Origin of the sequence: Temperatibacter marinus (genome assembly GCF_031598375.1) — a bacterium.
Classification (GTDB): Bacteria; Pseudomonadota; Alphaproteobacteria; order Sphingomonadales; family Kordiimonadaceae; genus Temperatibacter; species Temperatibacter marinus.
Window position 1 is genome coordinate 535,417 of sequence record NZ_CP123872.1, and the last position, 22,328, is coordinate 557,744.

Sequence of the window (22,328 nt, forward strand, 5' to 3'; positions counted from 1 at the left end):
GTCTACCTTAACCAAAGAATTTAATCATAGCTTGGGGGTTCAGTGATTTTTCCGCGCTGATTAAGTAGTCTAAGACGCAGGGCATTCAACTTGATAAAGCCTTCAGCATCGGTCTGGTCATAGACGCTATCTTCTTCAAAGGTCACATGTTCCATGGAATAGAGACTGAAAGGTGATTTTCGGCCCACTGTTCTCACAGACCCTTTATAGAGCATCAACCGCACAGTCCCAGCAACAAACTCCTGTGACTTATCGATCAAGGCTTGTAGCATGTCACGCTCTGGCGAGAACCAAAATCCGTTATAGATGAGCTCTGCATATTTAGGCATGATGCCATCTTTCAAGTGCGTCGCGCCCTTATCAAGCGTGATTTGTTCGATTCCACGGTGCGCCTCAAGAAGAATAGTCCCGCCAGGAGTCTCATAGATGCCGCGTGATTTCATACCAATGAAACGATTCTCAAGTAGATCTAAGCGACCAATGCCATGCTTTTTGCCGTATGTATTAAGCTCAGTCAATAACGTTGCCGGGCTCATGGCAACACCGTTAATTGCAACAGGATCCCCTTTTTCAAATTCAACTTCGATATAGTCTGGCTCATCAGGCGCTGTAAGCGGATTATCAGTGCGGCTGTATACATATTCCTCAGCGTCGACCCATGGATCTTCCAGTGCTTTTCCTTCGCTTGAAGTGTGCAACAAATTAGCATCTACAGAGAAAGGACTTTCACCGCGCTTATCTTTCGGTACAGGTATTTGATGCTTTTCAGCAAAATCAAGGAGTGCAGTCCGAGACTGCAAGTCCCATTCCCGCCACGGGGCAATCACTTTGATATCAGGCTGCAGACCATAATAGCCAAGCTCGAACCGGATTTGGTCGTTGCCTTTCCCTGTGGCACCGTGACAAACAGCATCAGCCCCTGTCTCCCGTGCAATTTCAATTTGACGCTTTGAGATGAGAGGTCGCGCAATCGACGTCCCCAGCAAATATTGGCCTTCATAAAGCGTATTGGCTCGGAACATCGGAAAGACGTAATCGCGCACAAACTCTTCACGCAGATCCTCAATATAAATTTCTTTGATGCCAAGCATTTCAGCTTTTTGACGTGCGGGCTCTAACTCTTCACCCTGACCGAGGTCAGCCGTAAAGGTCACCACTTCGCAATTATATTCAACTTCCAACCATTTTAGAATGATTGATGTATCTAGACCACCCGAGTAGGCTAGAACGACTTTATTCACAGACTGTGTCATTAAAAGGGAACCTCACACCTTTAAACCCCCTTTTCCAGCTGCGGAAAAGCCGGGGTACAATGAAAAAAATTCTTCAGACTCACCTGAAGACGGGCGGAGTATAGGCTTATAATCTTTTTGGTCAATCTGAATATGAGAGAGTCCGATGAACAACATGATCACGCAGAATAATTGCCTTCGCTGCTCCGGGTAAAAAACCCGTGCAGCTGCTGAAGCTTTCACTCAAAATGTTACTCTCTATACCCCGTGAAATGGTTCTCATTATTCAACTACAATTGTTTGAAGCGCCTTATTTAAACGTTGAAGGAGGGCCTGACTGGTTTCCTTCGTGCAGGCCAAACGATAAGGGACACGATTGTGTTGCAAGTCATCAAAATCATTACGAAAAGAAAAGGCCTCAGCATAGTGTTTGTTTTGTTTGAGATAGTTCACTGTATCTTCACTCACCAAGGTGTAAAGGCTTGGGTCTCGCATGATGCTACGTAATAAGCGCTGCGGCGATATTTTCTGTTTCTCAACAGTATATTTAACAAATAATTCTTCAAGATATGCGCCTTTAGAGGCCCCGCTTATCAAAAGAAATTCTTTGGTATTCTTTGCTAGTAACGTGCTGAAATTCTTATAATGATCCAAGGTTCTATTGGTTCGATTTGTCGTCAGGAAATATGTTGAAATATACCCAATTGGAGCAGAGAAGATCAGTGTCTTTTCCCGCAAGGATGTGCGGATAAGGCCTGCGGTGCACAAATTAGCAATGGCCTGTGTTTCAAAAGCTTCTGCCCCATTATAAACGCGCCACATCAGACCCACGCGTGCCCTTTTGGCTGCTTGCTGTAAAACGGTTACCCCAGGACCATAAGGATCATTTTTCCTTCTCCCATCCTTAGAGAGGAAATTATTGTGTAAAATAACTAACGTTTGGTCGTTCTCATGTTGAATAGCCCTTAACGGAAAAGAAAAGATCATACTAATGAAGAGAGTCGTAACAATGAGGCCGTGCTCAAACTCAAACCACGCCCTAATCGGGGATCTTTTATGTGAGAAACTGTCTTTCATAACTCTCATATAAACATAAATTAGAGGGTTTGGCCACGGCCTTGTTAAGAGGAAGCCAAGTAATCAAACTGGGCTTTATTTCGAAACAAGCTGTAAAAATTGTTCGTTTAAACGGTCAATCAATTTACGATCAGACTGTTGGGTGCAAGCCAAATGAAAGGCGACTCTATTTTCCTTTAAATCTTTATAGCCCTCGCCAAAGAAAAAGGCTTTTGCGTATATAGGATCTTGGCTCATGAAATCTTTGGTCTGACTGTCGATGACAGTGAACTTCTGAGGATCTTCCTTCATGACACGAATGAGGCGCTGGGGTGAAAGTGTTGCTTTGATCAAAGAATTTTTAGCTATCACATCTTCAAGGTAAGGCCCGTATGCAGATGACTTCATAAGCAACAAATGGTGTTTGTGGTCTTCGACAAGACTTATGAAATCTTTGTATGTACGCACAAAATTATTCTCAATGCCTGCTAAAACAAAGAAAGACTCAAGATACCCCATGGGCTCAGAAAAAATAAGGGCCGCTTCACGCTCTTTCGTTTTCATCAGACTTGGCTGGCACAAATTTGGTATCACCTGTTTTTCAAAGGGCACTGCTCCATTATAAACACGCCAATTGATTTTCACCTGTGCCCTTTTGGCAGCTTCTATCATGACAGCAATTCCAGGACCTTCTGGGATCATAGACGATTGATTATTTGCTGAATTAAAATTATTATGGAGCAAGGTGAGTACATTGTCTTCGGCTCGTACTGTGTGCACAGACCCCAAAAATAAGCTGATACTTATAAAAAGAATAGTCCTTTTCATATCGTGCCCTGACCTCTCATCTAAAAAAGTAGACCACAGCTTTGTAAAGAAGGCTAGTAGGAATGTTATTCTGCGGACTGCTTTATCGTTTTGATAGCACTCTCTTTGTTCAATAAACAATCTGAAAGGGCAGACTGCAGATCCGGATATGAATATTCAAATCCTATCTTATCCAATTTACCTCCGCTCACGCGTTGACCAGAGATGAATAAATCTGACATTTCGCCAAAAAGTAGCTTAAAGAGCCCTGCTGGCGCCCATAAAAAATACGGACGTCCCAAAGTATCCGCAAGGGTGCGGTTAAAACTATCTTGAGTGTGACTATCGGGCGCGACAAGATTATAAATGCCGTCTATTTGAGCTGTATTCACGGCCCGTTCAAAAAAATCAATCACATCATCCAGATGGATCCACGGAAAATACTGAGTGCCGGTCCCAATTTTCATCCCTGCAGCAAACCGATGGGGCAGCGCAAGCGCCGGCAGTGCCCCGCCCTGAGTTCCTAAAACAACACTCAAACGGGGGATCACAAGGCGCACCCCAAATTCTGTAACTGCTGCTGCTGCCTCTTCCCAGAATTTGCACAGAGACGACATGAAAATATCTTGAGCCTCAGCTTCTTCGATCATCCATTGGTCTTGCTGCCGCCCGTAAAACCCTACAGCCGAAGCGCTGATCATCACCGAAGGTTTATCGACTAAGCCCTCCACAAGGTTGATCAAATCATTCGTGGTTTCAATTCTACTTGCCTGCAGCGATTTTTGACGGCTTTTTGTCCAGCGACCGCCTGCAATCGGTTCCCCAGCAAGATTAATGATGCAATCAAATTTTGCTGTTTTCGTAATTTCATCACAGCCTCTGTAGAGCGTGACCTTGGGGCCCAGTATTTTCGAGGCCTTATCCAGATCACGTACAACAGCACTCACGGCATGGCCGTGCTCTAGAAGATAATGACAATAATGGGTGCCTATAAAACCAGTTGCACCTGTTAATAAATATTGCATGGGTTTCCCCTCATTCATACACCCTTATTACGGCGGAATGCGCTCCTTAGATGCATCAAAAGGAAAAATAAGTTTTTTAGTGTTTGGATGGGTCAATCATCGGGAATTTTTGAATGGCCTGATTTAATCTCTCGATCATCTTTAAAGTCGTAGGTAAAGAACAAGCAATATAATATTCTGTACCTACATTAAGGTCTTCAAGGTGAGTATACGCCTCTAAGCGCCCGACAAATTGAGTGTCTGCAAGGATTTTTTGAGCTGTCACATCTGCCATCAATACATAATCAACTGCATTGTTCACAATCAGATTGGCAAGCCGTTTCGGAGTATTCACAACTCTTGGTACAGAATGTTTAGCATAAAGAGCATCGATATAAGCCCCATAAGAAGCCCCTTTCAAAGCAGCAACCTTTAAGACATCGTCTGCCAGTATCTCCTTCAGTCTAGTGTGTTTTTTCAAGGCAGTATTCTGTGGGTAAGAAAGCAGCTTATATGCGGCAACACGACCGATTGCCTTTGTGAAGTGCATTTCCTTTTCTCGGGCCGGTGACTTATAGATACCACTATAACAAATATTAGGGCGCTTGCTGCGCAGTGTTACACTGCCTTTTCCTGAGTGGATCCATAAAATTCTAAGATCTGTACCTTGCGTTATCTTCTTAATATAGTCAGGAATTATGCCAACCATTTTACCTTCAACGCGGGTCGCATAGCCAGAATGGCCTCCATACAGCATAATGATTGTGCCTTCCTCTGCAGCAGAAAGAGCCCGCACCCAGAGGACACAACCAACCACACAAAGGGTAAGACATCCCAGTATTCTATATAGTTTCATATAGCCCCCCAACACCCTGATGAGACCTCTCACCATCAGGATGCCTTAACTTTATGTCTTAAGCTAAAGAGTCATTCTCCACAGCCAATTCTTTACTTTCCGCTTCTTCGCGCTTTAACTGTGCTTTAGACTTTTTCTCAGATGCAGATTTTAACTGACCACAAGCTGCCATAATATCACGGCCACGAGGTGTTCGTATTGGGGCAGATATCCCAGCTTCAAAGACAATATCACTAAAGCGTTCAATTTGACGCCATTCGCTACATTCATACTCAACACCTGGCCATGGGTTGAAAGGAATGAGATTAACTTTTGCGGGTAATTTATATTTCCGAAGCAGTCGAACTAATTCTTTTGCGTCAGCGTCACTATCATTTTTATCTTTGAGCATGACATATTCAAATGTGATCCGACGGGCATTATGGGCCCCTGGATAATTTGCGCAAGCGCTGAGAACCTGCTCAAGATTATATTTCTTATTAATTGGCATAATGTCAGTACGCACGTCATCGAAAACGGCGTGCAAAGATACTGCCAAATTCACCCCAATTTCACTGCCACAGCGCTCCATATGAGGCACGACACCAGATGTCGACAAGGTAATCCGTCTTTTCGAAAGCTGGATCCCTTCTTCGTCCATGATAATGTCTAATGCTTTTTTGACCTCGTCAAAGTTATACAAAGGTTCCCCCATCCCCATCATCACAATATTTGTGACCATACGGCCTTCAGTTGGGTTCGCCCATTCATCTAGATCATCTCTCGCGATCATCATCTGCGCTACGATCTCTGCCGCTGTTAAATTGCGCACTAGCTTCATTGTCCCTGTGTGACAAAATTTACAGTTCAGCGTGCAGCCCACTTGAGAAGAGACACAAAGCGTTCCACGGTCTTCTTCTGGAATATAAACAGTTTCTGCTTCGTTGCCATCTTCAAAGCGGATAAGATATTTACGGGTCCCATCTTCAGAATATTGAGCACTGACAATTTCAGGGCGTTCAATATAGAAATGATCTGCAAGCTGTTTTTGTACTTGCTTGGAGACATTGCTCATAGCTTCGAAAGAAGAAACACCGTGATGATAAATCCAGCCCCAAATCTGTTTGGTGCGCATCTTAACCTGTTTTTCAGGGACGCCAATTTCAGTGAGGGATGCCTTGAGTTCTTCGCGGCTCAGGCCGAGGAGGTTTTTCTTTCCTGTCACTGCTTCTGTCTGGAGCGGACGTGGGGCAATAATAGGCTCGTGCCCATTGGGAGTAATTTGCATTCTATTTCACCTTGCCTTAGTAGATCATAGTCTAGTTCAGGACGTTTCAGGACCAACAGGCGTTCCACCCGTCAATCGGTTTGTTGAATTTGTAAGCTGGCTATATACGGTGCATAGCTTAATGTAAAGTTAATTACGTGCGCTTTAATCCGATCAACGGCCTAATATACGTTAGCCTTTTGAGTATTTCATAAAAGACAAAACAGCCTGCGAAAGTTATGAGAATGAGCAAACTTGCTTCGATACTGTCCTCTAGATCATAAGTGCGGATATAGAAAAAGCTTATGAGAAGAATAGTTTGATGAATGATATAAAATGGATAAACGGCAGAAGATAAATACTCCAGAGGCCGACTTGATTTGTTAAGATAGCGCATCCCGAGGCCAAAAATTGCAAGGATGATAGACCACCGAAACACCGCACCCACATCGTATGATGAGACATAAAAGTTATCCCCAGAGAAACGAGCGTCTAACAGTGCAAGTACCGAAAGGACTGTGATCAAGGCTACCAGAGGCAACGCTTTATATATGGTTGCCCAACTCCCTTCACGTTTTGCTATCAAATATCCTAGTATAAAGATGAAGCCATATTTTGAATGTGCGCCCCAATCGCCAACAAAAGCATGCGTCTCTGCATAGTGCGTCGTAAGAGGCACAGATATGCTAAAATAATAGAGCAACGGCAAAACCAAAAGCCGCCAACCTGACAAGGCCCAGTCTATGCCTCTCTTAATGCTCAGCAGCAAGCTTTCTGGGCAGACTTTCTTATAGAGAGAGACCATAGCGGCTAAGATCAAACTATAGATGAAAAGATAGGCAACATACCAAAGATGGTTATAAGTTGGAAACGGTGCCATCATACCTTCAGGCCACGAGCCAGAAAAATAAACAGTCCGCCAAAAAGTAAAATAATCCCCCTGAAAGATCGCTTTATCTACCGCCTCTACATAGGCTTGCGGTGGCAGAAATACCGTTACTGCAACCACCAGAGGCACCAGCAGTCTGGTGACACGAGACTGAGCAAAATATCCTGGTTGCATTTTATCGAGCATATACCGACTAACAATGCCAGAAATCATAAACAACAGGCTCAGCCGGAACAAACTGGAAAATGACATAGGAAGTTCTAGCCATCCTATGGGAGGATGGCTGTTTAAGTGGAAAGTCCAAGGCACATAGATCATACCAATATGGTAAAAAATCAAGACGCCGAAAACTAAAACTCTAATCCAGTCAAGGTCATATCGTCGACCAGCATTCATGGAACGCCTCTGAGATGTTGCTAAAAATGCACACCCTATGATGAATGTCACTCAAAATAGACTAACGGATTGGAATCATTTGTAAAGTAACTTATAAACGTCCAATTAGGAGTCTGTTATGTCATTATCTACCAAAAGCCTTCATAATCCAGTGATTGTCGCTGCTGTAACCACCCTAATTCTCGTGCTAGGGATTGTTGCAATTTTCAACATGCCCGCGCAACTTTTGCCTAATATTCAAAAACCAGTTATTACAGTGGTCAACAGCTGGCCCGGCGCTTCACCTACTGAAATGGAATCTGAAGTGACGGTAAAGGTGGAAGAAGTGCTGCGCGGCACCCCCGGCATGACGAAGATGAACACGTGGAACGGTAACAGTTTCAGCTATATGCAATTGGAGTTCTCTCTTGGTACAAATATGACCGAAACCTTGATTGATGTGATCAGTCGGATTAATCGGATGAGGCCTTTGCCGTCAAACGCCCAAAAACCTTCCGTTTTCATGGGAGAGTGGGGGGATGCCAATGATTCACTTATCGAGTATTTCATCCAACACAAACCTGATAGCACCTTCACGCTTGCCGAAAATTTGCGCTATTTGCGCAGCCAATTCTTACCTGAACTTCAATCGCTTTACGGCGTTTCAAATGTTGAATTTGATGATGGAACAGGGGGCCAGAAAGAACAAATTCAAATCATTATTGATCCATACAAAGCTGCAGAACTTGGGGTTGATATCGCACGCATAAATGGTCGCATCTCAGGCAGTGCTGACATCAGCAGCGGCGTTGTGAATGTCGGAACTAAGCAATATAATATCCGTATTGAGGGCCGCTATGACATTGAAGAATTGCAAGATATCATTGTGGATTGGCGCGATGAAAAGCCCATTCGCCTTAAGGATCTCGCAGCCATTAAACTGTCTCCAGCCAAAGCAAGCAGCTTCATCATGCAAAACGGCAATGATGCCGTTAGAATGACAATTTCCAAAACCAATGATGCTAATGTCCTTGAAGCTATTCAAGGCGTGAAAGACTTTTTCGACACTTTAGAAGTAACAGAATTTAAAAAGCGGGGCCTCACAGCTCAATATAGTTTTGACCCATCAAGCTATATTAATAGATCAATCAGTTTTCTCAGTATGAATTTATTCATCGGGATCGGACTGGCAATCTGTATTCTCTATCTATTCTTAAGGCAGTGGCGGGCAACTATTCTCATTTCAATGGCCATCCCCATTTCTTTGCTAGCGACTTTCTTCTTGTTCAGTATCACAGGACGCAGCTTAAACATCATCTCTTTAGCAGGCCTTGCTTTTGCTACCGGTATGGTGCTTGATGCAGCCATTGTAGTCCTGGAGAATATTGTTAGATTTCGCGAGAAAGGCGAACGCCCTTTTGACGCCAGTGAGAAAGGCGCAGCGGAAGTGTGGGGGGCTCTATTGGCCTCTACGGCGACGACTGTAGCGATCTTTATTCCCATCATGTTCCTTGAAGATGTCGAAGGACAGATGTTTGCTGATCTAGCTCTAACCTTGGCTATCTCAATCACCACATCTTTGATTGTTGCTGTTACTATTTTACCCACCATGGCAAGATTTTGGATGCGGGATAACCCTCCTGAACGCAATCAAGCTTTATGGGAGAAAATTAGCCAACTTTGCATGCGTTTGACCCGTACAAATGCTCATCGTGTTTTCTGGATTGCAGGTCTCATTTTCTTATCTGTCGGGCTGACTGTTTTCTTATGGCCTAAAAGTAATTTCTTGCCACCAATGAACCGCGATACAATTGATAACTTTGTCATGTTTCCGCCTGGCATTAGTATAGAAAATAGTAAAGAAACAATTGCAAAAGTTATAGACAAGCGCCTCGAGCCACACCTAAAGGGAGAGAAAGAGCCCTTTATCAATGATTATTATTTCTGGAGTTTCGGCAGCGGTGGCGGATGGCTTGCCTTAAACGGCAAAGAAGGCGCTGACCTTGAAGCCATAAAAAACTTCTCTCAGACACAGCTCATGACAGGCATTCCTGACATGATGGGCTTTGCTTATCAACGGTCCCTGTTTGGTGGCTTTGGGGGCAACGCTAGTATTGCCCTGAACATCAAATCTAAAGACATGGAAGAATCGCGCGCTGCAGCCCTTGCTGCAACTGGAATGGTCTTTCAAATGATACCGGGCGCAATCGCCCGCACCGAACCAGATCCATCCTCAGATGCTCTGGAGCTACGATTCATTCCTAATGATAGAAGACTGGCTGAAGTTGGCTGGACGCGGCGAGATTTAATGATGGTTGTTCTTGAACTGGGTAACGGCCAGTGGCTTGGTGAATATTTTGATGGATCTGAACGCCTAGACATCTATATGAAAACGATCCGCTTCAATAGCCCAGAAGAAATGCAAGCCATTCCGGTTCATACACCTTTTGCTGGGGTTGTGCCAATCGGCGATCTTGCGTCCATCGAACAAGTTCGAACTCCGTCCATGATCATCCGACGGGATGGGTCTCGTGTTTATTCTGTGACTGTTAATCCGCCAGAGGGCATGCCCATGGAAACATTATTGGAAGAGCTTAAGACAAAGATTGAGCCTGCCATCAGACCTATGCTGCCGCCTGATGCAATCATTGAGTATGCTGGAGGCGCAGAAGATTTAGCTCGGGCCTTATCAAACCTGTTCAGCAACCTTGCGCTGGCTGTTCTTATTCTTTTCTTACTCATGGCGGCTCTATTTAAGTCCATTAAAGATAGTATTTTTGTTGTTGTCTCATTGCCTCTCGCTAGTTTTGGCGGTGTCCTGATGATCTATATTATGAGCATGGTCTCCCCTCTCTCTCTAGATCTACTTGGCATGATAGGTTTTGTGATCCTCACAGGACTAGTTGTAAATAATGCTATTCTTCTAGTGGCTCAAACACGGGCCAGTGAAGCAGAGGGGAATAGTCGAACGGAGGCTGTACAATTAGCATTAAGGCGCCGCATTCGGCCAATTTTCATGTCAACGCTGACAAGTCTTTTTGGGATGCTGCCCCTTTTGATGTTCCCTGGTAGCGGTAGCGAAATATACCGCGCCATGGCTGCTGCTATTGTAGGCGGCATGACCGTCTCTACACTTTTTACCCTGCTCTTTTTACCAAGTTTATTGCAGCTTGATTTTGGATTGAGTTCCTCAAAGTCAAAAAATACAGAATTAGCTGCAGGAGAATAATCTGATGAAACACATACTTATAGCATTTTTCTGCACAGCTCTTTTGGCAAAGACCTCGCTGGCTCAAGGCATGCCGCCAGCGCTTGTTAAAGTTCAAACCGTAGAAGAAAAATCCATGGTTGCAACCAGCGAAACAGCCGCTTCGATTGTCAGCTTGAATGATGCAATGATTTCAACAGAAATCTCCGCACGACTGCTTTGGATTGCCGAAGTAGGTACCGCAATCAAGCAAGGGGATGTCATTGCAAAATTTGATAAAAGCCTGCTGCAAATTAACTTAGACCGTGCCAAAGCACAGGTCGTTCGACTAAAAGCCGACCTTGCTTTCCGTGAAGATGAATTAAAAAGACAGCAAAGCCTTTCAAAAAGTGACTTTGCTTCAAAATCGCGCCTGCAGGCTGTCCGCAGTCAAAGAGACATGACCAACGCTGATCTTATGAATGCGAAAGCTACATTAGCCCAAGCGGAAAGAGAATTGAGGTTAACTGAACTCACAGCTCCTTTTGATGGACATGTCGCTTTTAAAATGGCCAGCTCTGGTGCCTATCTGTCTCGTGGCAATAACTTGCTGCGGCTTGTGGACACAAGTGGTCGTGAAGTTAGTCTTTCAATCCCCATCCGCTTTTTGCCCTTTGTCGCGAATTTGACGACGGTCGTTGTAAAAGATGAATTTAATCGCCTCTCAGAGATGACTGTCCGTGCTCTTGTTCCTGTGAGTGATAGCAAATCAAGACAGGTTGAAATGCGCCTTGAGGCTGGTCCAAGTGGATGGCCTCTAGGATGGATTGTCGGCGCTCCTTTGACAGCCTCCATTCCTGCCTCTCCTAGCGAAAATCGCATTGCTGTTCCTCGCGATGCCATGATTATTAAAGGCAGCAGTATACTTGTCTATAAAGTGTCTCCAGATAATAAACAGGCTATTCCTCTGCGCGTTGATCTGGACTATGCATCTGGCGCTTTTATAGCCATAAAGAAAACTGACCTAAAAGCTGGTGATAAAGTACTGATTAGCGGCGCCGAAAGGCTGATGCCTGGGCAACCTATCATGATACAAGAATAAGAGTTATCTGAAACTTATGTGGAAAATCAATCCAACGAATGATCTCTATTTTCTCAACAGCTGTCGGGACCTAGTGCAGACCTTTTGGCGAAGAAATAGGCCTATTAAACGCATTGGTGATCATACATTCAAAGCTGAAAATCATTATCTGGTGATCCGTGATGATGACCCTGAAATTTTAGACCCTATTCTCAAAGACACGAGCAAAAAATTAATATATCTGATTGATGATAACATTTGGGAAGCGCAAGAAGACACCAGCCTGTCTAAAAACTATCGCCACAAAATCCAATCTTTCAAAGAACATGCAGATCGACTGATTGCCAAGGCAGACCATGTGGTGGTTTCCTCAAGTTATCTGAAAAAATTCCTGCCCGACCATCCTAAAGTTTCTCTTATGCGGCCTGCATGGGGGGCGTCTCTTCCCAACGGCAATCATTATTCTTACGCTGATAAAATCTTTAACCTCGTCCATATAGGTACAACCAGCCATAGAGCGGGCTATCGCCTGCTAAGGCCTGTTGTGAAGGCTCTTTTAGAGAGACATGATCATGTAACCTTCACTTATCATTCAAACGAACCCCTTATGGAAGAGCTGGATCAGCATCCCCGTGTAAAAAGACGTCAACATCTCAGGTGGGCCTTCTTCCAAAGGCATATTGGTAAATACCCATATCATCTCGCACTCTATCCCATCGCAGATACACCGCTCAACAAAGGACGATCGATCAATAAAATCCTTGAGCATCCACTTTCTGGATGCGCAGGGGTTTACACACAGGGTTGGATCCACGAACATTATGTCCAGGAGTATCAAGCAGGATTGTCTCTACCCGCTAGTGTGGAAGCATGGGTGGAAGGCATTCATGAAATTATTGAATCTCCGAAAAAAGCTGAGGTCTATTTTCAAAATGCTGGACAAAGTTTTGACGCTTTAAACCGCTTAGATGATCAACGTCGGTTTTGGAAAACTCACCTTCTAAGGGAATAAGCTGTCGCCTATAAGCTTTAGTCCAATCACAAACACAGATCCATACACGATTTTATAGAACAGAGCATGATCAAGTTTCTTATTGAGCCAAAGACCTGAATAAACCCCAATGGGGACAAGGGGGGCGAGCACCAGCGCCTGGATGCCTATATCGAGAGTCAACTGGCCCGAATAGATATAGGCCGGGAATTTCAAGCCATTCACTAAAGTAAAAAAATAGGTCCCCGTTGCTGCAAAACTAACTTTATCCAGTCCCTTAGGAATAATGTACATGTGATAAGGAGGGGACCCTGCATGGGCGATATAACTGGTAAATCCTGCAAACGTTCCTGCAAGTGACCCTTCTACGATCCTGGGCTTTTTGTCTAGAATCATGCCCTTAGACCGTGGGAGGTATTGATAGAGCACAAAGGCGACAGCCAGAACCCCAACGAACAATCTCACTTGTTCTGCACTGACATAGGTCGCTGTCAGCATCCCTATAATCACGCCAACGACAGCGCCGGGCAACATGGCTCTCAGGTGACCCCAGTGTGCTTTTCCCCGCCATGCATAAAACCCCATAGCATCCATCATAAGCAACAAGGGCAGAACAATGGCCGCTGCTTCTATCGGAGAGATTACCAAGGCCATGATAGGAACCGCGAACAGCGCTATTCCCCCAAACCCACTCTTTGAAACACCCGTTAAAAGAATGGCTGGAACAGCTGCTAAATAGAATAAAGGATCCGTAGAAATCATAAAAGTCTCGTCGGTGATTATTTTGATCAGCACCATAGCAGCTCTTGGCTATATATGTGATCCCCAAATATAAAAAATGAGGGGAAAAAGGCACCCTGCCTTTCTTTTCCCCAAAAAACATAGAAATTATTTTCAAAATCCTTGCAGGGCTGTTGGTGACCCGATCGTATAGAGGCAACTGCGAATATAAGAGGACATCTAATGACAAATAAATTGTTTTTGGTTTTATGCCTATCCACCTTTTTACTCTCTGCCTGCACAAGTGGTCCCGGTCGACCTGATCGCGGCGCGCACTCCAATCGTAAAGAAATGAGCGCGGAAAAATATGAAAAAATGAAAATGAAGTTTCGACAAAAATACGAAACGATCATTTCTAATTTGGACCTCAATAAAGATGGATTTCTCACGTGTGAAGATGATTATATACAAAAAGCGAACTTATTTAAAAAGCTAGATACAGATGCTTCGTATGACTTGTCATCAAGTGAATATCGAGAGGTGAATTTCATGACCAATAAATATATGTTTCATGACTTTTCTACAGTCGATAAAAACCATAGTCGCAGTATCACCCTCAAAGAATTTCAAGCCATTCCTAATGGCTATATCATCAAGTATGATCGCAACAATGATTGCACAGCGACAGAAGAAGAGGTCATGAAGGTCCTCATGAAAGAGCTGCGCTCATCAGGGTCTAAAGAGCGCGGACAGCGCAGTCAAGGCAAGCGCTCAGAAGGGAAAAGGCGCAGTCAGCGCCAACGTAACTAACCCATTCTACTCTTAAGGCTTATGCACTCTATGCATAACTGCACTCTACGAAACAACACTTGTGCTTCTAATCCGACCGTGTAAATGTACAATTACAAGGATTATAGCATGGATATCGTATTAACATCAGCCCTCCCGCTTTTTGCCCTGATAGGCCTTGGGTACTGGGTCGGTAAACTTGATAGTTTTCCAGAGAGCGGCGTAAAAGGAATTATCCTGTTTGTTTGGTATCTGGCCATGCCCGCACTTATCTATAAACTGATGAGCGTTAATCCCTTGCCGGATCTTGCGGATACATGGATGCTTTCAGGCTTTCTCATTCCCATGGTTGTCCTCTTTATGCTCACAGTTCTTATCTTGGGATCTTTTTTCAATCATGATTATAAAGAAAGAGCCATGTACGCCTATTCTATCAGTTTCGGCAACAAAGCTTACATGGGGATACCTCTCACCTACGCAACCTTCGGAGATGTAGGATTGCGCGTGAATATTTTGATCTTATCAACTCATGAAGTCATCCTAATCCTACTCGCTGTACTTGTCATGGCAGCTGATCCAAAGCAAAAGAAATCTATTTTAAACTCTCTTAAAGAAGCCGGGCTCGGGTTTATGAAAAACCCTGTCATCCTCTCGATCGCCTTTGCAATGCTGGCCTCAGCATATCAATATACTGCTCCTTCCCCGCTGTTAACTCTAGTGGATCTTCTGGCACCGGCAGCGGCCCCAGCAGGTCTCTTTGCTTTAGGCGCTTCGCTGGCCAGTGTTAATGCGAAAGGTGACCGCGTACAAGCCAGTGTTGCTGCAGGGGCAAAACTTTTCCTCTTCCCGTTAATGGTTTACACGACAACCCAGATCATGAATATTTCGGGGACGGAACAATATACATTATTACTATTATCTTGTCTGCCAACAGGATTAAATGCTTTTAATTATGCTGTGACTGTTGGGACGGGATCTCGTCGGGCAGCCTCAACAATTTTATATTCTACTCTGGTATCCATGATCACTGTTTCTCTTTTCTTACTCTTCATCTCAGGGAGGGCATAGAGTGCTGACCAATTTATCGGTAATGGCCCCTTTGTTTACAATGATGGCACTGGGATATTTCTTAGGGAAAACAACTCTCTTCAAACAAGGAAGCGGCGCTGCTCAAGCGCTCTCAAGTTATATTTGGACGGTGGCAATCCCTTCTCTTCTCATGCTGCTCATTGCGGATAAGCCTTTTCCCTCTGGGCAAGAACTCAAAGTGGTGGGCGTCTATTATTTGGCACTCTATACAATATATTTTCTAGCCGCCTTTGTGATCTCATCTCTTGCAGGTGCAAAAAAACCTGGCCGAGCAATCTTTGCCTTTTCTTGCTGTTTTGGAAATCTCGGCTTTATGGCTATTCCTGTGATCGATGGCGTTTTCGGCGACGATGGCCTGAGAATATTGTTAATGATTATGTCATTTCATTCAATGACTCTCCTCCCCATAACCATTATGCTTTCAGAAGGATATTCAGGGACCAGCGCCAGCGCGCTCGATACTTTTAAACGCAGTTTACTTTCTACAATGAAAAATCCTGTTATTATTTTCCTTGGTTTATCATTGATCTGGTCAGCAACGGGTTTTGGGCTATCCGATTTAGTCAAAAATATTCTTGCCTTGCCTGCAGGTAGTGCTGCGCCAGTAGGGCTGTTTGCCGTTGGATTAACCTTATCACGGGTGAAACTTGGGGGACTTGTCATTAGCGCCGTCCCTATTATGGTTTTAAAACTACTTGCCCTACCCGCTCTCGTTTATTTCTTCACAAGTGCTGTCTTTGACCTTCCCGATCTTTGGGTGCGTGTTGCCACAGTCACAGCCTCTCTGCCAACGGGTGTGTTGGCCTTCACAGTGGCTTCAGGGTATGAGTGCAACCGAGAAAGAGTCTCTGCTTCTATTCTTGGGTCAGCCATTGCAAGCATTGTTACACTGCCCGTGATTATTTCATTCGTGATAAATTAACTAAAAAGCGTAAAAACCTTGGACGCCTTCTAGAACATATTGAGCTGCCAAGGCTGCTAAAACAACACCTAGAACCCGGGTAATGACAGCATTCACAGACGGGCCTAAAAGCGCCATCATCTGAGGTGCGATCAAGAGCGCAATCAGCGTCAGAAAGATCACAGATAATAACGCGCTCATGACCATCACTTGTCCCATCAAATTGCCTTCCTGATTATTCATCAAGATCATAATTGTCGCGATTGACCCCGGGCCTGCCAGCAAGGGAAGGGCAATGGGAAAAACCGAGATATCTTCAAAGTAATCATCCAATTTCTCCGCAGCTTCTTGTTTGCGTTCCGTTCTTTTTTCCATCACCATTTCTAGGGCGATAATGAAGAGCATTATGCCGCCTGCAACGCGTAATCCGTCAATTGAAATACCAAGGGCATTCATAAAAGGCTGTCCTGCCCAGCCGAAAAACAATAGAATTAGAAGAGCAATGAAAGAACCTTTTATCGCCATTGTCCGCTTGAATTTCTTGGAGGCACCATCGGTTAATCCTGCAAAAATAGGTGCCATACCTGGCGGATCAATAATAACGACGAGCGTGATGAAAGCAGCAATATAAGTTTCCATGATTATCTCCGTTCTAAAAGAGCAATCTCATTGATGAGAGGTAATAGTCTTAACATTTATTTTTTAATGTCATTTTGACGGTAAGTGGCGGTCACAGTGTTTTTCAACAAACAAGCGATTGTCATAGGGCCCACACCACCCGGCACTGGGGTTATCGCCCCTGCATTTTCGCTCGCTGTTGCATACTCAACATCTCCAACAAGTCGATGCTTCCCTTGCCCGCGCTCTGGGGCAGGAATTCTATTGATACCCACATCAATGACTGTCGCATCCTGTTTAATCCAATCCCCTTTGATCATCTCAGGGCGGCCGACTGCTGCGACAACAATATCTGCCTGAGCCACTTCAGCAGGTAAGTCTTTTGTGCGGCTATGGGCGATTGTCACTGTACAGCTTGCATCAAGTAAAAGCTGTGCCATAGGCTTGCCAACGATGTTGGATCGCCCCACCACAATTGCTTTTTTCCCGGATAGATCCCCCAAATGATCCTTGAGCATCAGGTAACAACCGAGCGGTGTACAGGGCACCAATCCTTTGCCCCCAGTTGCTAGCAAACCAGAATTGACCACATGGAATCCATCTACATCTTTTTCAGGACTGATTGCTTCTATAATCGCGGTTTCATTCATATGATCTGGTAATGGCAATTGAACCAAAATACCGTTCACTGCAGGATCATTGTTCAGCTCATGCACTTTTTGCAAAACTTCTTCTTCTTGAGTGTCAGCAGGATATTCAAAATGAAATCCATTCATGCCGACTTCAGACGTTTGCTTCACTTTATTACGAACATAAACCTGGCTGGCTGGGTCCTCTCCGACAATTACCACTGCAAGGCCGGGCGTGATACCATGCTTTTGCTTAAGGCTTTGAACATCCTTAGCGACATCACTTCTTACGGAAGCTGCAAAAGCTTTGCCATCTATAATATGTGCGGACATGAGCATCCTTTAATTCTATAATTAAACAAAGGGACCTTTAGTTGTTTTCTTTAACCCAATTTTGAAGAAGTGCAAAGCGCTCATTTATATGAGAAGTTATCTTTATCATTTTAAAACGACTGGCCTCACCCCGTGCGACATGTATAGAATTTTTAGGCAGACCCCACTCTTCAGATAACAGGTTGATGATCGCCTTGTTGGCCTTTCCTTTTTCTGCGGCTTTCGTCGTATAGACGTGAATATAGCTCTCCCCCGCGTCATTCACTATAGGTTTCATGACTCTATTAATCTTTGAGGCTGGATAAGCCTTTATGGCGACAGAAATATAATCATCCAGGAGGGAAATCGCCATCTCTACATAAGAGCTCTCTGTAGGTCTCCGACAATTAAAATACGCACAAATTGGAGAAGTATGAGGGCGATCAATGGAGATAAATCTAACCCACCCATAGCTGGTAAATATCGTCTGATGGGCTGAACAATGGGATTGGTTATTCGGGAGAGAGCATCTAAGAGAGTTCTCACGACAGGTTGATAAATATTAATCACACCAAAAGCAACTAACCAGCTTGCAATCACATTGGCAATTAAACAAAAAACCATGATACCAATGACTGTATCAACCAACCAAAATAACGCACCCATAAGATATCCTCTTAATATTCTAAAACTGTCATAGTCCTTGCAATAGTATGTAGGTAACCTTGAAGAAGATTACAAGAAAAGGAATCATTTGCCTGCTTTAAGCCCTAATTAGGGGCATTTAAGCGGGTTTTATAGGCAATTATTGCCCTATGGGCATTTTTTGCCTTCTGTGCTAAACTCTAAAGACTCGTACAGAAGGGTACACGTCAGAGGAAAGAGAAGCGAAATGGCTTTTATATTAGGTGGTGGTTTTGGAAGTGTTGGCGGCCTTTTTGGCGGCGGCAACGCGACAACTTCACGCCCAATTGTCGGCATTGGCGCAAACCTTCTTTCAGCGAATTATAGTGCCCAACTCACCAATAGAACACTGGGGTCTCTCTCAAATACAGATCGCGCTGCCTTTGATCTTTCAGGTGTCAGTGAAAATGTCACAGCACCCTGGGATACAGATAACATTAATGAACAAGAAGATGGCCCCTTAAGCCTAGAACGACGCGTCAAAGAAATTCGCGAACTTTCAAGCTTTATTGACAAGGACGATTCTGCTTTTGCGGAAGTTCAAGATGATCCCGATCGTCTCGCAACATTTGCCATATACCGCGCCCTTACAAATTTACAAACCTTAGCTGAATATGCAGCGGAAGATTCCACAGTTACATCTTCTCTTGAACGACTTGATGACCAGTTTCAACAAGGCATGACTGAAATTCGCGAGTTCTTAGCCGAAGGCAGCACAGAGAAACTCGACCTCTTTCTCGGTGACAAAGAATATAAAGCAGAAACAACCACCCGGACCGGCAAGAATAACACAGAAGCAACTTTCTCCTCTATTGTGAGCAGCGCAGATGATGTTATTGAAGGGTTAACCGGCACAGAAGTATTCTCCGTTTCCATCACTAAAAGCGGTTCAACTGAAGAAATCTCTATAGATCTTTCAAATATGACTGAAGAGCTGACGTTAAACAATGTGGTCGCTTATATGAATAGCGTTATGGATGCTGAACTTATACTTGATGAGCATGGTGATCCTGAACTTGACGGAGAAGGCGAGACGCAGCCTCAATATATTACACGGTTTAATGTTGAACAAGATAGCAACGGTAAATACGGAATCAAGCTTGAAGGGGCCTTAACTGAGGAAGTCGCCTTTAGTGCAGCCGCCACAGAAAAAGCACTGTATGTTTCCAGCAATGCCACTCAACTTGATGAAGATCTTGCCATCACATCTCGGCTTGTGGAATTCACAAATATTGCGACGACCTTGACCCGAGACGACGTCACTTCTTTTGCAGCAACGGATATTGAAGCCTCTGAAATTAAGTCTCTGACCAAAGAGGAAGACGAGGAAGATGAATTAGATCCTGAAATTCAAAAGCTCAGAGACCAATTCCGTTCTGATGCTCTATCGGATGTAACAGACACAGACGATGACGATGATGAAGAAGAGGAAGATGAAGACGCCTCTTCAATCACGAATATAAACAGTGATACGCGGGTCAATGCGAATACCCAGTCGCAAGGCGTTGTTGTTGATAGCCTTGGAAACACCTATGTTGTTGGGCACTCAGAAGGTAGTTTTGGTTTCCAGCTTAATACAGCAGAGACCAACGATGTCTTTCTTAGTAAATTTGATAGCGAAGGCAATTTACAATTTTCCCGCTTACTCGGTGTATCTGGAAATGCAGAAGCCTACGGCATTACTGTCGATAATGAAGATAATGTTATCATTACGGGACAAACGGATAGTGCCGTTGTGGTTCAAACTGAAGACAATACAAACGCCGGCATCATTAACGGGGACACCATTGAAGACAGTCTCGATACATTTGTCGCTAAATTTTCCTCAGCTGGAACAGAAGTGTTTCGCTATCAGTTAGATACCACTGCTGAGACAAAAGGTCTTGCGCTGACTGTTGACAGCAACAATGATATTTATGTTGCAGGTCAATCTGCCTCTGCTTTCAGCGGAACCAATAGCTTTGGGGGCAGTACAGATGGGATGGTCATCAAACTCGATGGGACGGATGGCTCCGTTCAATCAAGCACTTTGATTGGAGATAGCAGCGGGGAAAAAATTTCTGCCATAACCATTGCAAATGACGGCGATATCCTTGTTGCAGTTGAAGATGACGGTATTGCCAGCCTTAAAAAATTAGATGCCAACGATCTAACCAGTGAACAATTCTCAATTGAATTAGGCGCAATCGGTACAACTGGTGAAATTACAGACATCGCTGTCGACGGCACGCAAATTGTTCTCTCAGGCTATAGCACCGGCGCTTCAATCGATAGTTCAGGCACAGCCACAGTCAATGGATCCTTTTCTGGCAACAGAGATGGCTTTGTCGCCAGCTTTACAGATAGTGGTGCCAGCGTAACTGCAGACTTTGTGACACTGATTGGCACGTCAGAAAATGATCAAATTAATGGTGTTGCTATTGATAATGGCAAAATATATGTGGCAGGCTCTACCGGGGGCAACTTAAACGGCGAAACGAAAACAGGCAATGTTGATGCTTTTGTTGCACGGCTTGATGCCAGCAGCGGCATCGTCGAAGATACTGAATTATTCGGCGAAGGTCTTGCCTCAATGAATGCGACTGATATTGGGTTTACTGATTTAGGAAATAGTGTTCTCGGCACCCTTGGCCTTCCCCAAGGCAGTGCAAAATTTGATCAGCAATTGGACCTGGAAACACAGACCAGTCTTAGAGCCGGTGATAATTTCTACATCTCCATAGACGGGGAAAGTAAAATCAAAATTGAAATTGAGGCTGGCGATACATACGATGATATCGCCCGTCAAATGCGCATCGCTGGTTTTGGCAAATTCACTGTAGAAGTTTCAACAACCTCTGAAGGGGACAAATTAAAGATTCAAACCCTTGATCCAAAAGGTTCTCCTACCCTTGATTTCTTAGCTGGAGACGAAGGACGGGATGCCCTTAGAAAAATGGGCCTTGAAGAGGGTCGCATTCTTTCAAAGAATGAGGTTTTCAATATCAGTGGTGACGGTGATGATGAGGTAGAACCAGATGGGCCAGATGATTTGGGCGGTGCCTTCGGCCTTGCGCTTGAAGGTGCGCTGAATATTCGTGACAAAACAACAGCGAAATATGTTCTTGGGCTTTTAGAAACAGCACTCGGCACCATTCAACGGGCTGAAAGATCGCTCACATACAATCCTCTCAAAGCCCTTATTCGTGATGGTGGCTTAAATCAAGAACCTGCCCCTGCCCGAATTACTGCACAAATTGCGAACTATCAAACTGCCTTAGCACGCCTTTCCTCAAGTTCACAATCCGGGCCAGCCAGTTTATTTATCTAATCCCAACTTTTCTATGATCGTTGACATGAATGACGTTCGTCATTGGCATTAAACGATACACCTTCTATGAGCAGGAAAGTGACCTGATCTAACTCCTGCCTTTCACAGGACAGCCACTCCATTCAATGTTTTTTAAACATTAAATTCTAAGATCCTTCATTTGGAAAGTGGGTTTCTAGGAGCTTCATCTCTGAGCGCTGACAAAAAGAAGTTAACACGAGGAAAAAAGAAGCAGAAATAATTAAACCGCCATAAAGGCGGTTTAAAAATGGCAGGACGCAAAAGTGAGTGCACGATTGGGGGTCGAGTAATAAAAAACTCTCACCTCTGCATACCTGCTCGAGAGGTACTTATATCATTACAAGCTGCGTGCCAGTTTTTAAAAACAAACATAAGATATTGATTTTATTAATTAATTTATTTATTTGTTCTTATTTCATTCCCTAATGTGGGGTAATAATTGCATTTTGCAATATTAGAATGTCGCATTGTGCAATAAAATTCTCATTATGCAACTGACACATCAAGACTTTAATTTGCCATCTTCTGCAA

General features: G+C 44.1%; 19 protein-coding genes. 7 read left to right on the top strand and 12 right to left on the bottom strand.

From position 1 onward, the window contains the following. Positions 1-20: 20 nt before the first annotated feature. The 7 genes from QGN29_RS02425 to QGN29_RS02455 form a co-directional block, all read right to left on the bottom strand. On the bottom strand, positions 21-1,253 hold the full coding sequence (locus QGN29_RS02425; RefSeq protein WP_310799073.1) for an argininosuccinate synthase: 1,233 nt from the start codon (positions 1,251-1,253) through the stop codon (positions 21-23). A gap of 261 nt (positions 1,254-1,514) precedes the next feature. Continuing rightward, on the bottom strand, positions 1,515-2,309 hold the full coding sequence (locus QGN29_RS02430) for a hypothetical protein (protein ID WP_310799074.1): 795 nt from the start codon (positions 2,307-2,309) through the stop codon (positions 1,515-1,517). A gap of 75 nt (positions 2,310-2,384) precedes the next feature. Then, positions 2,385-3,068, bottom strand: coding sequence for a type 2 periplasmic-binding domain-containing protein (locus tag QGN29_RS02435; RefSeq protein WP_310799075.1), 684 nt, complete (start codon positions 3,066-3,068; stop codon positions 2,385-2,387). 113 nt (positions 3,069-3,181) lie between these two features. Continuing rightward, on the bottom strand, positions 3,182-4,120 hold the full coding sequence (locus tag QGN29_RS02440) for a TIGR01777 family oxidoreductase (RefSeq protein ID WP_310799076.1): 939 nt from the start codon (positions 4,118-4,120) through the stop codon (positions 3,182-3,184). A gap of 76 nt (positions 4,121-4,196) precedes the next feature. Beyond that, the gene (locus QGN29_RS02445; protein WP_310799077.1) at positions 4,197-4,955 is read right to left on the bottom strand and encodes a transporter substrate-binding domain-containing protein; all 759 of its coding nucleotides are present in this window, start codon (positions 4,953-4,955) and stop codon (positions 4,197-4,199) included. Between the two features lie 58 nt (positions 4,956-5,013). Further along, positions 5,014-6,222 (bottom strand): dual-specificity RNA methyltransferase RlmN, encoded by a 1,209-nt coding sequence (gene rlmN / locus QGN29_RS02450; RefSeq protein ID WP_310799078.1) that lies wholly within the window; start codon positions 6,220-6,222, stop codon positions 5,014-5,016. A 133-nt stretch (positions 6,223-6,355) separates the two neighbouring features. Further along, positions 6,356-7,486, bottom strand: coding sequence for an acyltransferase family protein (locus QGN29_RS02455; protein WP_310799079.1), 1,131 nt, complete (start codon positions 7,484-7,486; stop codon positions 6,356-6,358). Positions 7,487-7,604: 118 nt separating this feature from the next. On the opposite strand from QGN29_RS02455, the gene QGN29_RS02460 reads away from it, so the two are divergent. The 3 genes from QGN29_RS02460 to QGN29_RS02470 are packed head-to-tail and all read left to right on the top strand — an operon-like array spanning position 7,605 to position 12,745. Continuing rightward, positions 7,605-10,694, top strand: coding sequence for an efflux RND transporter permease subunit (locus QGN29_RS02460; protein WP_310799081.1), 3,090 nt, complete (start codon positions 7,605-7,607; stop codon positions 10,692-10,694). A 4-nt stretch (positions 10,695-10,698) separates the two neighbouring features. Beyond that, positions 10,699-11,754 carry an efflux RND transporter periplasmic adaptor subunit gene (locus tag QGN29_RS02465; protein ID WP_310799082.1) on the top strand — a complete coding sequence of 352 codons (1,056 nt, stop codon included), beginning with the start codon at positions 10,699-10,701 and terminating at the stop codon, positions 11,752-11,754. Positions 11,755-11,770: 16 nt separating this feature from the next. Further along, positions 11,771-12,745, top strand: coding sequence for a glycosyltransferase family protein (locus QGN29_RS02470; RefSeq protein ID WP_310799083.1), 975 nt, complete (start codon positions 11,771-11,773; stop codon positions 12,743-12,745). On the opposite strand, the gene QGN29_RS02475 is transcribed toward QGN29_RS02470, so the two are convergent. Further along, positions 12,734-13,522 carry a sulfite exporter TauE/SafE family protein gene (locus QGN29_RS02475; RefSeq protein ID WP_310799084.1) on the bottom strand — a complete coding sequence of 263 codons (789 nt, stop codon included), beginning with the start codon at positions 13,520-13,522 and terminating at the stop codon, positions 12,734-12,736. The genes QGN29_RS02470 and QGN29_RS02475 overlap by 12 nt on opposite strands. A 165-nt stretch (positions 13,523-13,687) precedes the next feature. Between QGN29_RS02475 and QGN29_RS02480 the strand changes: the two genes are divergently transcribed. The 3 genes from QGN29_RS02480 to QGN29_RS02490 all read left to right on the top strand — a co-directional run bounded on the left by QGN29_RS02480 (position 13,688) and on the right by QGN29_RS02490 (position 16,244). Continuing rightward, a complete protein-coding gene (locus tag QGN29_RS02480) occupies positions 13,688-14,254 on the top strand; it encodes an EF-hand domain-containing protein (protein WP_310799086.1) in 567 nt (188 codons plus the stop codon). A 108-nt stretch (positions 14,255-14,362) separates the two neighbouring features. Next, positions 14,363-15,301 (top strand): AEC family transporter, encoded by a 939-nt coding sequence (locus QGN29_RS02485; protein ID WP_310799087.1) that lies wholly within the window; start codon positions 14,363-14,365, stop codon positions 15,299-15,301. Position 15,302: 1 nt separating this feature from the next. Next, positions 15,303-16,244, top strand: coding sequence for an AEC family transporter (locus QGN29_RS02490; RefSeq protein ID WP_310799088.1), 942 nt, complete (start codon positions 15,303-15,305; stop codon positions 16,242-16,244). Here QGN29_RS02490 and QGN29_RS02495 read toward each other — a convergent pair whose 3' ends face one another. The 4 genes from QGN29_RS02495 to QGN29_RS02510 all read right to left on the bottom strand — a co-directional run bounded on the left by QGN29_RS02495 (position 16,245) and on the right by QGN29_RS02510 (position 18,448). After that, positions 16,245-16,862 (bottom strand): MarC family protein, encoded by a 618-nt coding sequence (locus QGN29_RS02495; protein ID WP_310799089.1) that lies wholly within the window; start codon positions 16,860-16,862, stop codon positions 16,245-16,247. A 56-nt stretch (positions 16,863-16,918) separates the two neighbouring features. Next, positions 16,919-17,803, bottom strand: a complete 885-nt coding sequence (gene folD / locus QGN29_RS02500; RefSeq protein ID WP_310799090.1) for a bifunctional methylenetetrahydrofolate dehydrogenase/methenyltetrahydrofolate cyclohydrolase FolD — start codon at positions 17,801-17,803, stop codon at positions 16,919-16,921. A 37-nt stretch (positions 17,804-17,840) separates the two neighbouring features. Next, positions 17,841-18,080, bottom strand: a complete 240-nt coding sequence (locus QGN29_RS02505) for a DUF167 domain-containing protein (RefSeq protein WP_375164622.1) — start codon at positions 18,078-18,080, stop codon at positions 17,841-17,843. A 77-nt stretch (positions 18,081-18,157) separates the two neighbouring features. Continuing rightward, positions 18,158-18,448 (bottom strand): YggT family protein, encoded by a 291-nt coding sequence (locus QGN29_RS02510; RefSeq protein ID WP_310799092.1) that lies wholly within the window; start codon positions 18,446-18,448, stop codon positions 18,158-18,160. Positions 18,449-18,674: 226 nt separating this feature from the next. On the opposite strand from QGN29_RS02510, the gene QGN29_RS02515 reads away from it, so the two are divergent. Further along, on the top strand, positions 18,675-21,776 hold the full coding sequence (locus QGN29_RS02515; protein ID WP_310799094.1) for an SBBP repeat-containing protein: 3,102 nt from the start codon (positions 18,675-18,677) through the stop codon (positions 21,774-21,776). Positions 21,777-22,328: the final 552 nt, after the last annotated feature.

What these genes read in the sequence shown, in the direction of transcription:
- QGN29_RS02425 (WP_310799073.1), bottom strand. Translation starts at nt 1,253, where the DNA reads ATGACACAGTCTGTGAATAAAGTCGTTCTAGCCTACTCGGGTGGTCTA.
- QGN29_RS02430 (WP_310799074.1), bottom strand. Translation starts at nt 2,309, where the DNA reads ATGAAAGACAGTTTCTCACATAAAAGATCCCCGATTAGGGCGTGGTTT.
- QGN29_RS02440 (WP_310799076.1), bottom strand. Translation starts at nt 4,120, where the DNA reads ATGCAATATTTATTAACAGGTGCAACTGGTTTTATAGGCACCCATTAT.
- QGN29_RS02445 (WP_310799077.1), bottom strand. Translation starts at nt 4,955, where the DNA reads ATGAAACTATATAGAATACTGGGATGTCTTACCCTTTGTGTGGTTGGT.
- rlmN (WP_310799078.1), bottom strand. Translation starts at nt 6,222, where the DNA reads ATGCAAATTACTCCCAATGGGCACGAGCCTATTATTGCCCCACGTCCG.
- QGN29_RS02455 (WP_310799079.1), bottom strand. Translation starts at nt 7,486, where the DNA reads ATGAATGCTGGTCGACGATATGACCTTGACTGGATTAGAGTTTTAGTT.
- QGN29_RS02460 (WP_310799081.1), top strand. Translation starts at nt 7,605, where the DNA reads ATGTCATTATCTACCAAAAGCCTTCATAATCCAGTGATTGTCGCTGCT.
- QGN29_RS02465 (WP_310799082.1), top strand. Translation starts at nt 10,699, where the DNA reads ATGAAACACATACTTATAGCATTTTTCTGCACAGCTCTTTTGGCAAAG.
- QGN29_RS02470 (WP_310799083.1), top strand. Translation starts at nt 11,771, where the DNA reads ATGTGGAAAATCAATCCAACGAATGATCTCTATTTTCTCAACAGCTGT.
- QGN29_RS02475 (WP_310799084.1), bottom strand. Translation starts at nt 13,522, where the DNA reads ATGGTGCTGATCAAAATAATCACCGACGAGACTTTTATGATTTCTACG.
- QGN29_RS02480 (WP_310799086.1), top strand. Translation starts at nt 13,688, where the DNA reads ATGACAAATAAATTGTTTTTGGTTTTATGCCTATCCACCTTTTTACTC.
- QGN29_RS02485 (WP_310799087.1), top strand. Translation starts at nt 14,363, where the DNA reads ATGGATATCGTATTAACATCAGCCCTCCCGCTTTTTGCCCTGATAGGC.
- QGN29_RS02495 (WP_310799089.1), bottom strand. Translation starts at nt 16,862, where the DNA reads ATGGAAACTTATATTGCTGCTTTCATCACGCTCGTCGTTATTATTGAT.
- folD (WP_310799090.1), bottom strand. Translation starts at nt 17,803, where the DNA reads ATGTCCGCACATATTATAGATGGCAAAGCTTTTGCAGCTTCCGTAAGA.
- QGN29_RS02505 (WP_375164622.1), bottom strand. Translation starts at nt 18,080, where the DNA reads ATGAAACCTATAGTGAATGACGCGGGGGAGAGCTATATTCACGTCTAT.
- QGN29_RS02510 (WP_310799092.1), bottom strand. Translation starts at nt 18,448, where the DNA reads ATGGGTGCGTTATTTTGGTTGGTTGATACAGTCATTGGTATCATGGTT.
- QGN29_RS02515 (WP_310799094.1), top strand. Translation starts at nt 18,675, where the DNA reads ATGGCTTTTATATTAGGTGGTGGTTTTGGAAGTGTTGGCGGCCTTTTT.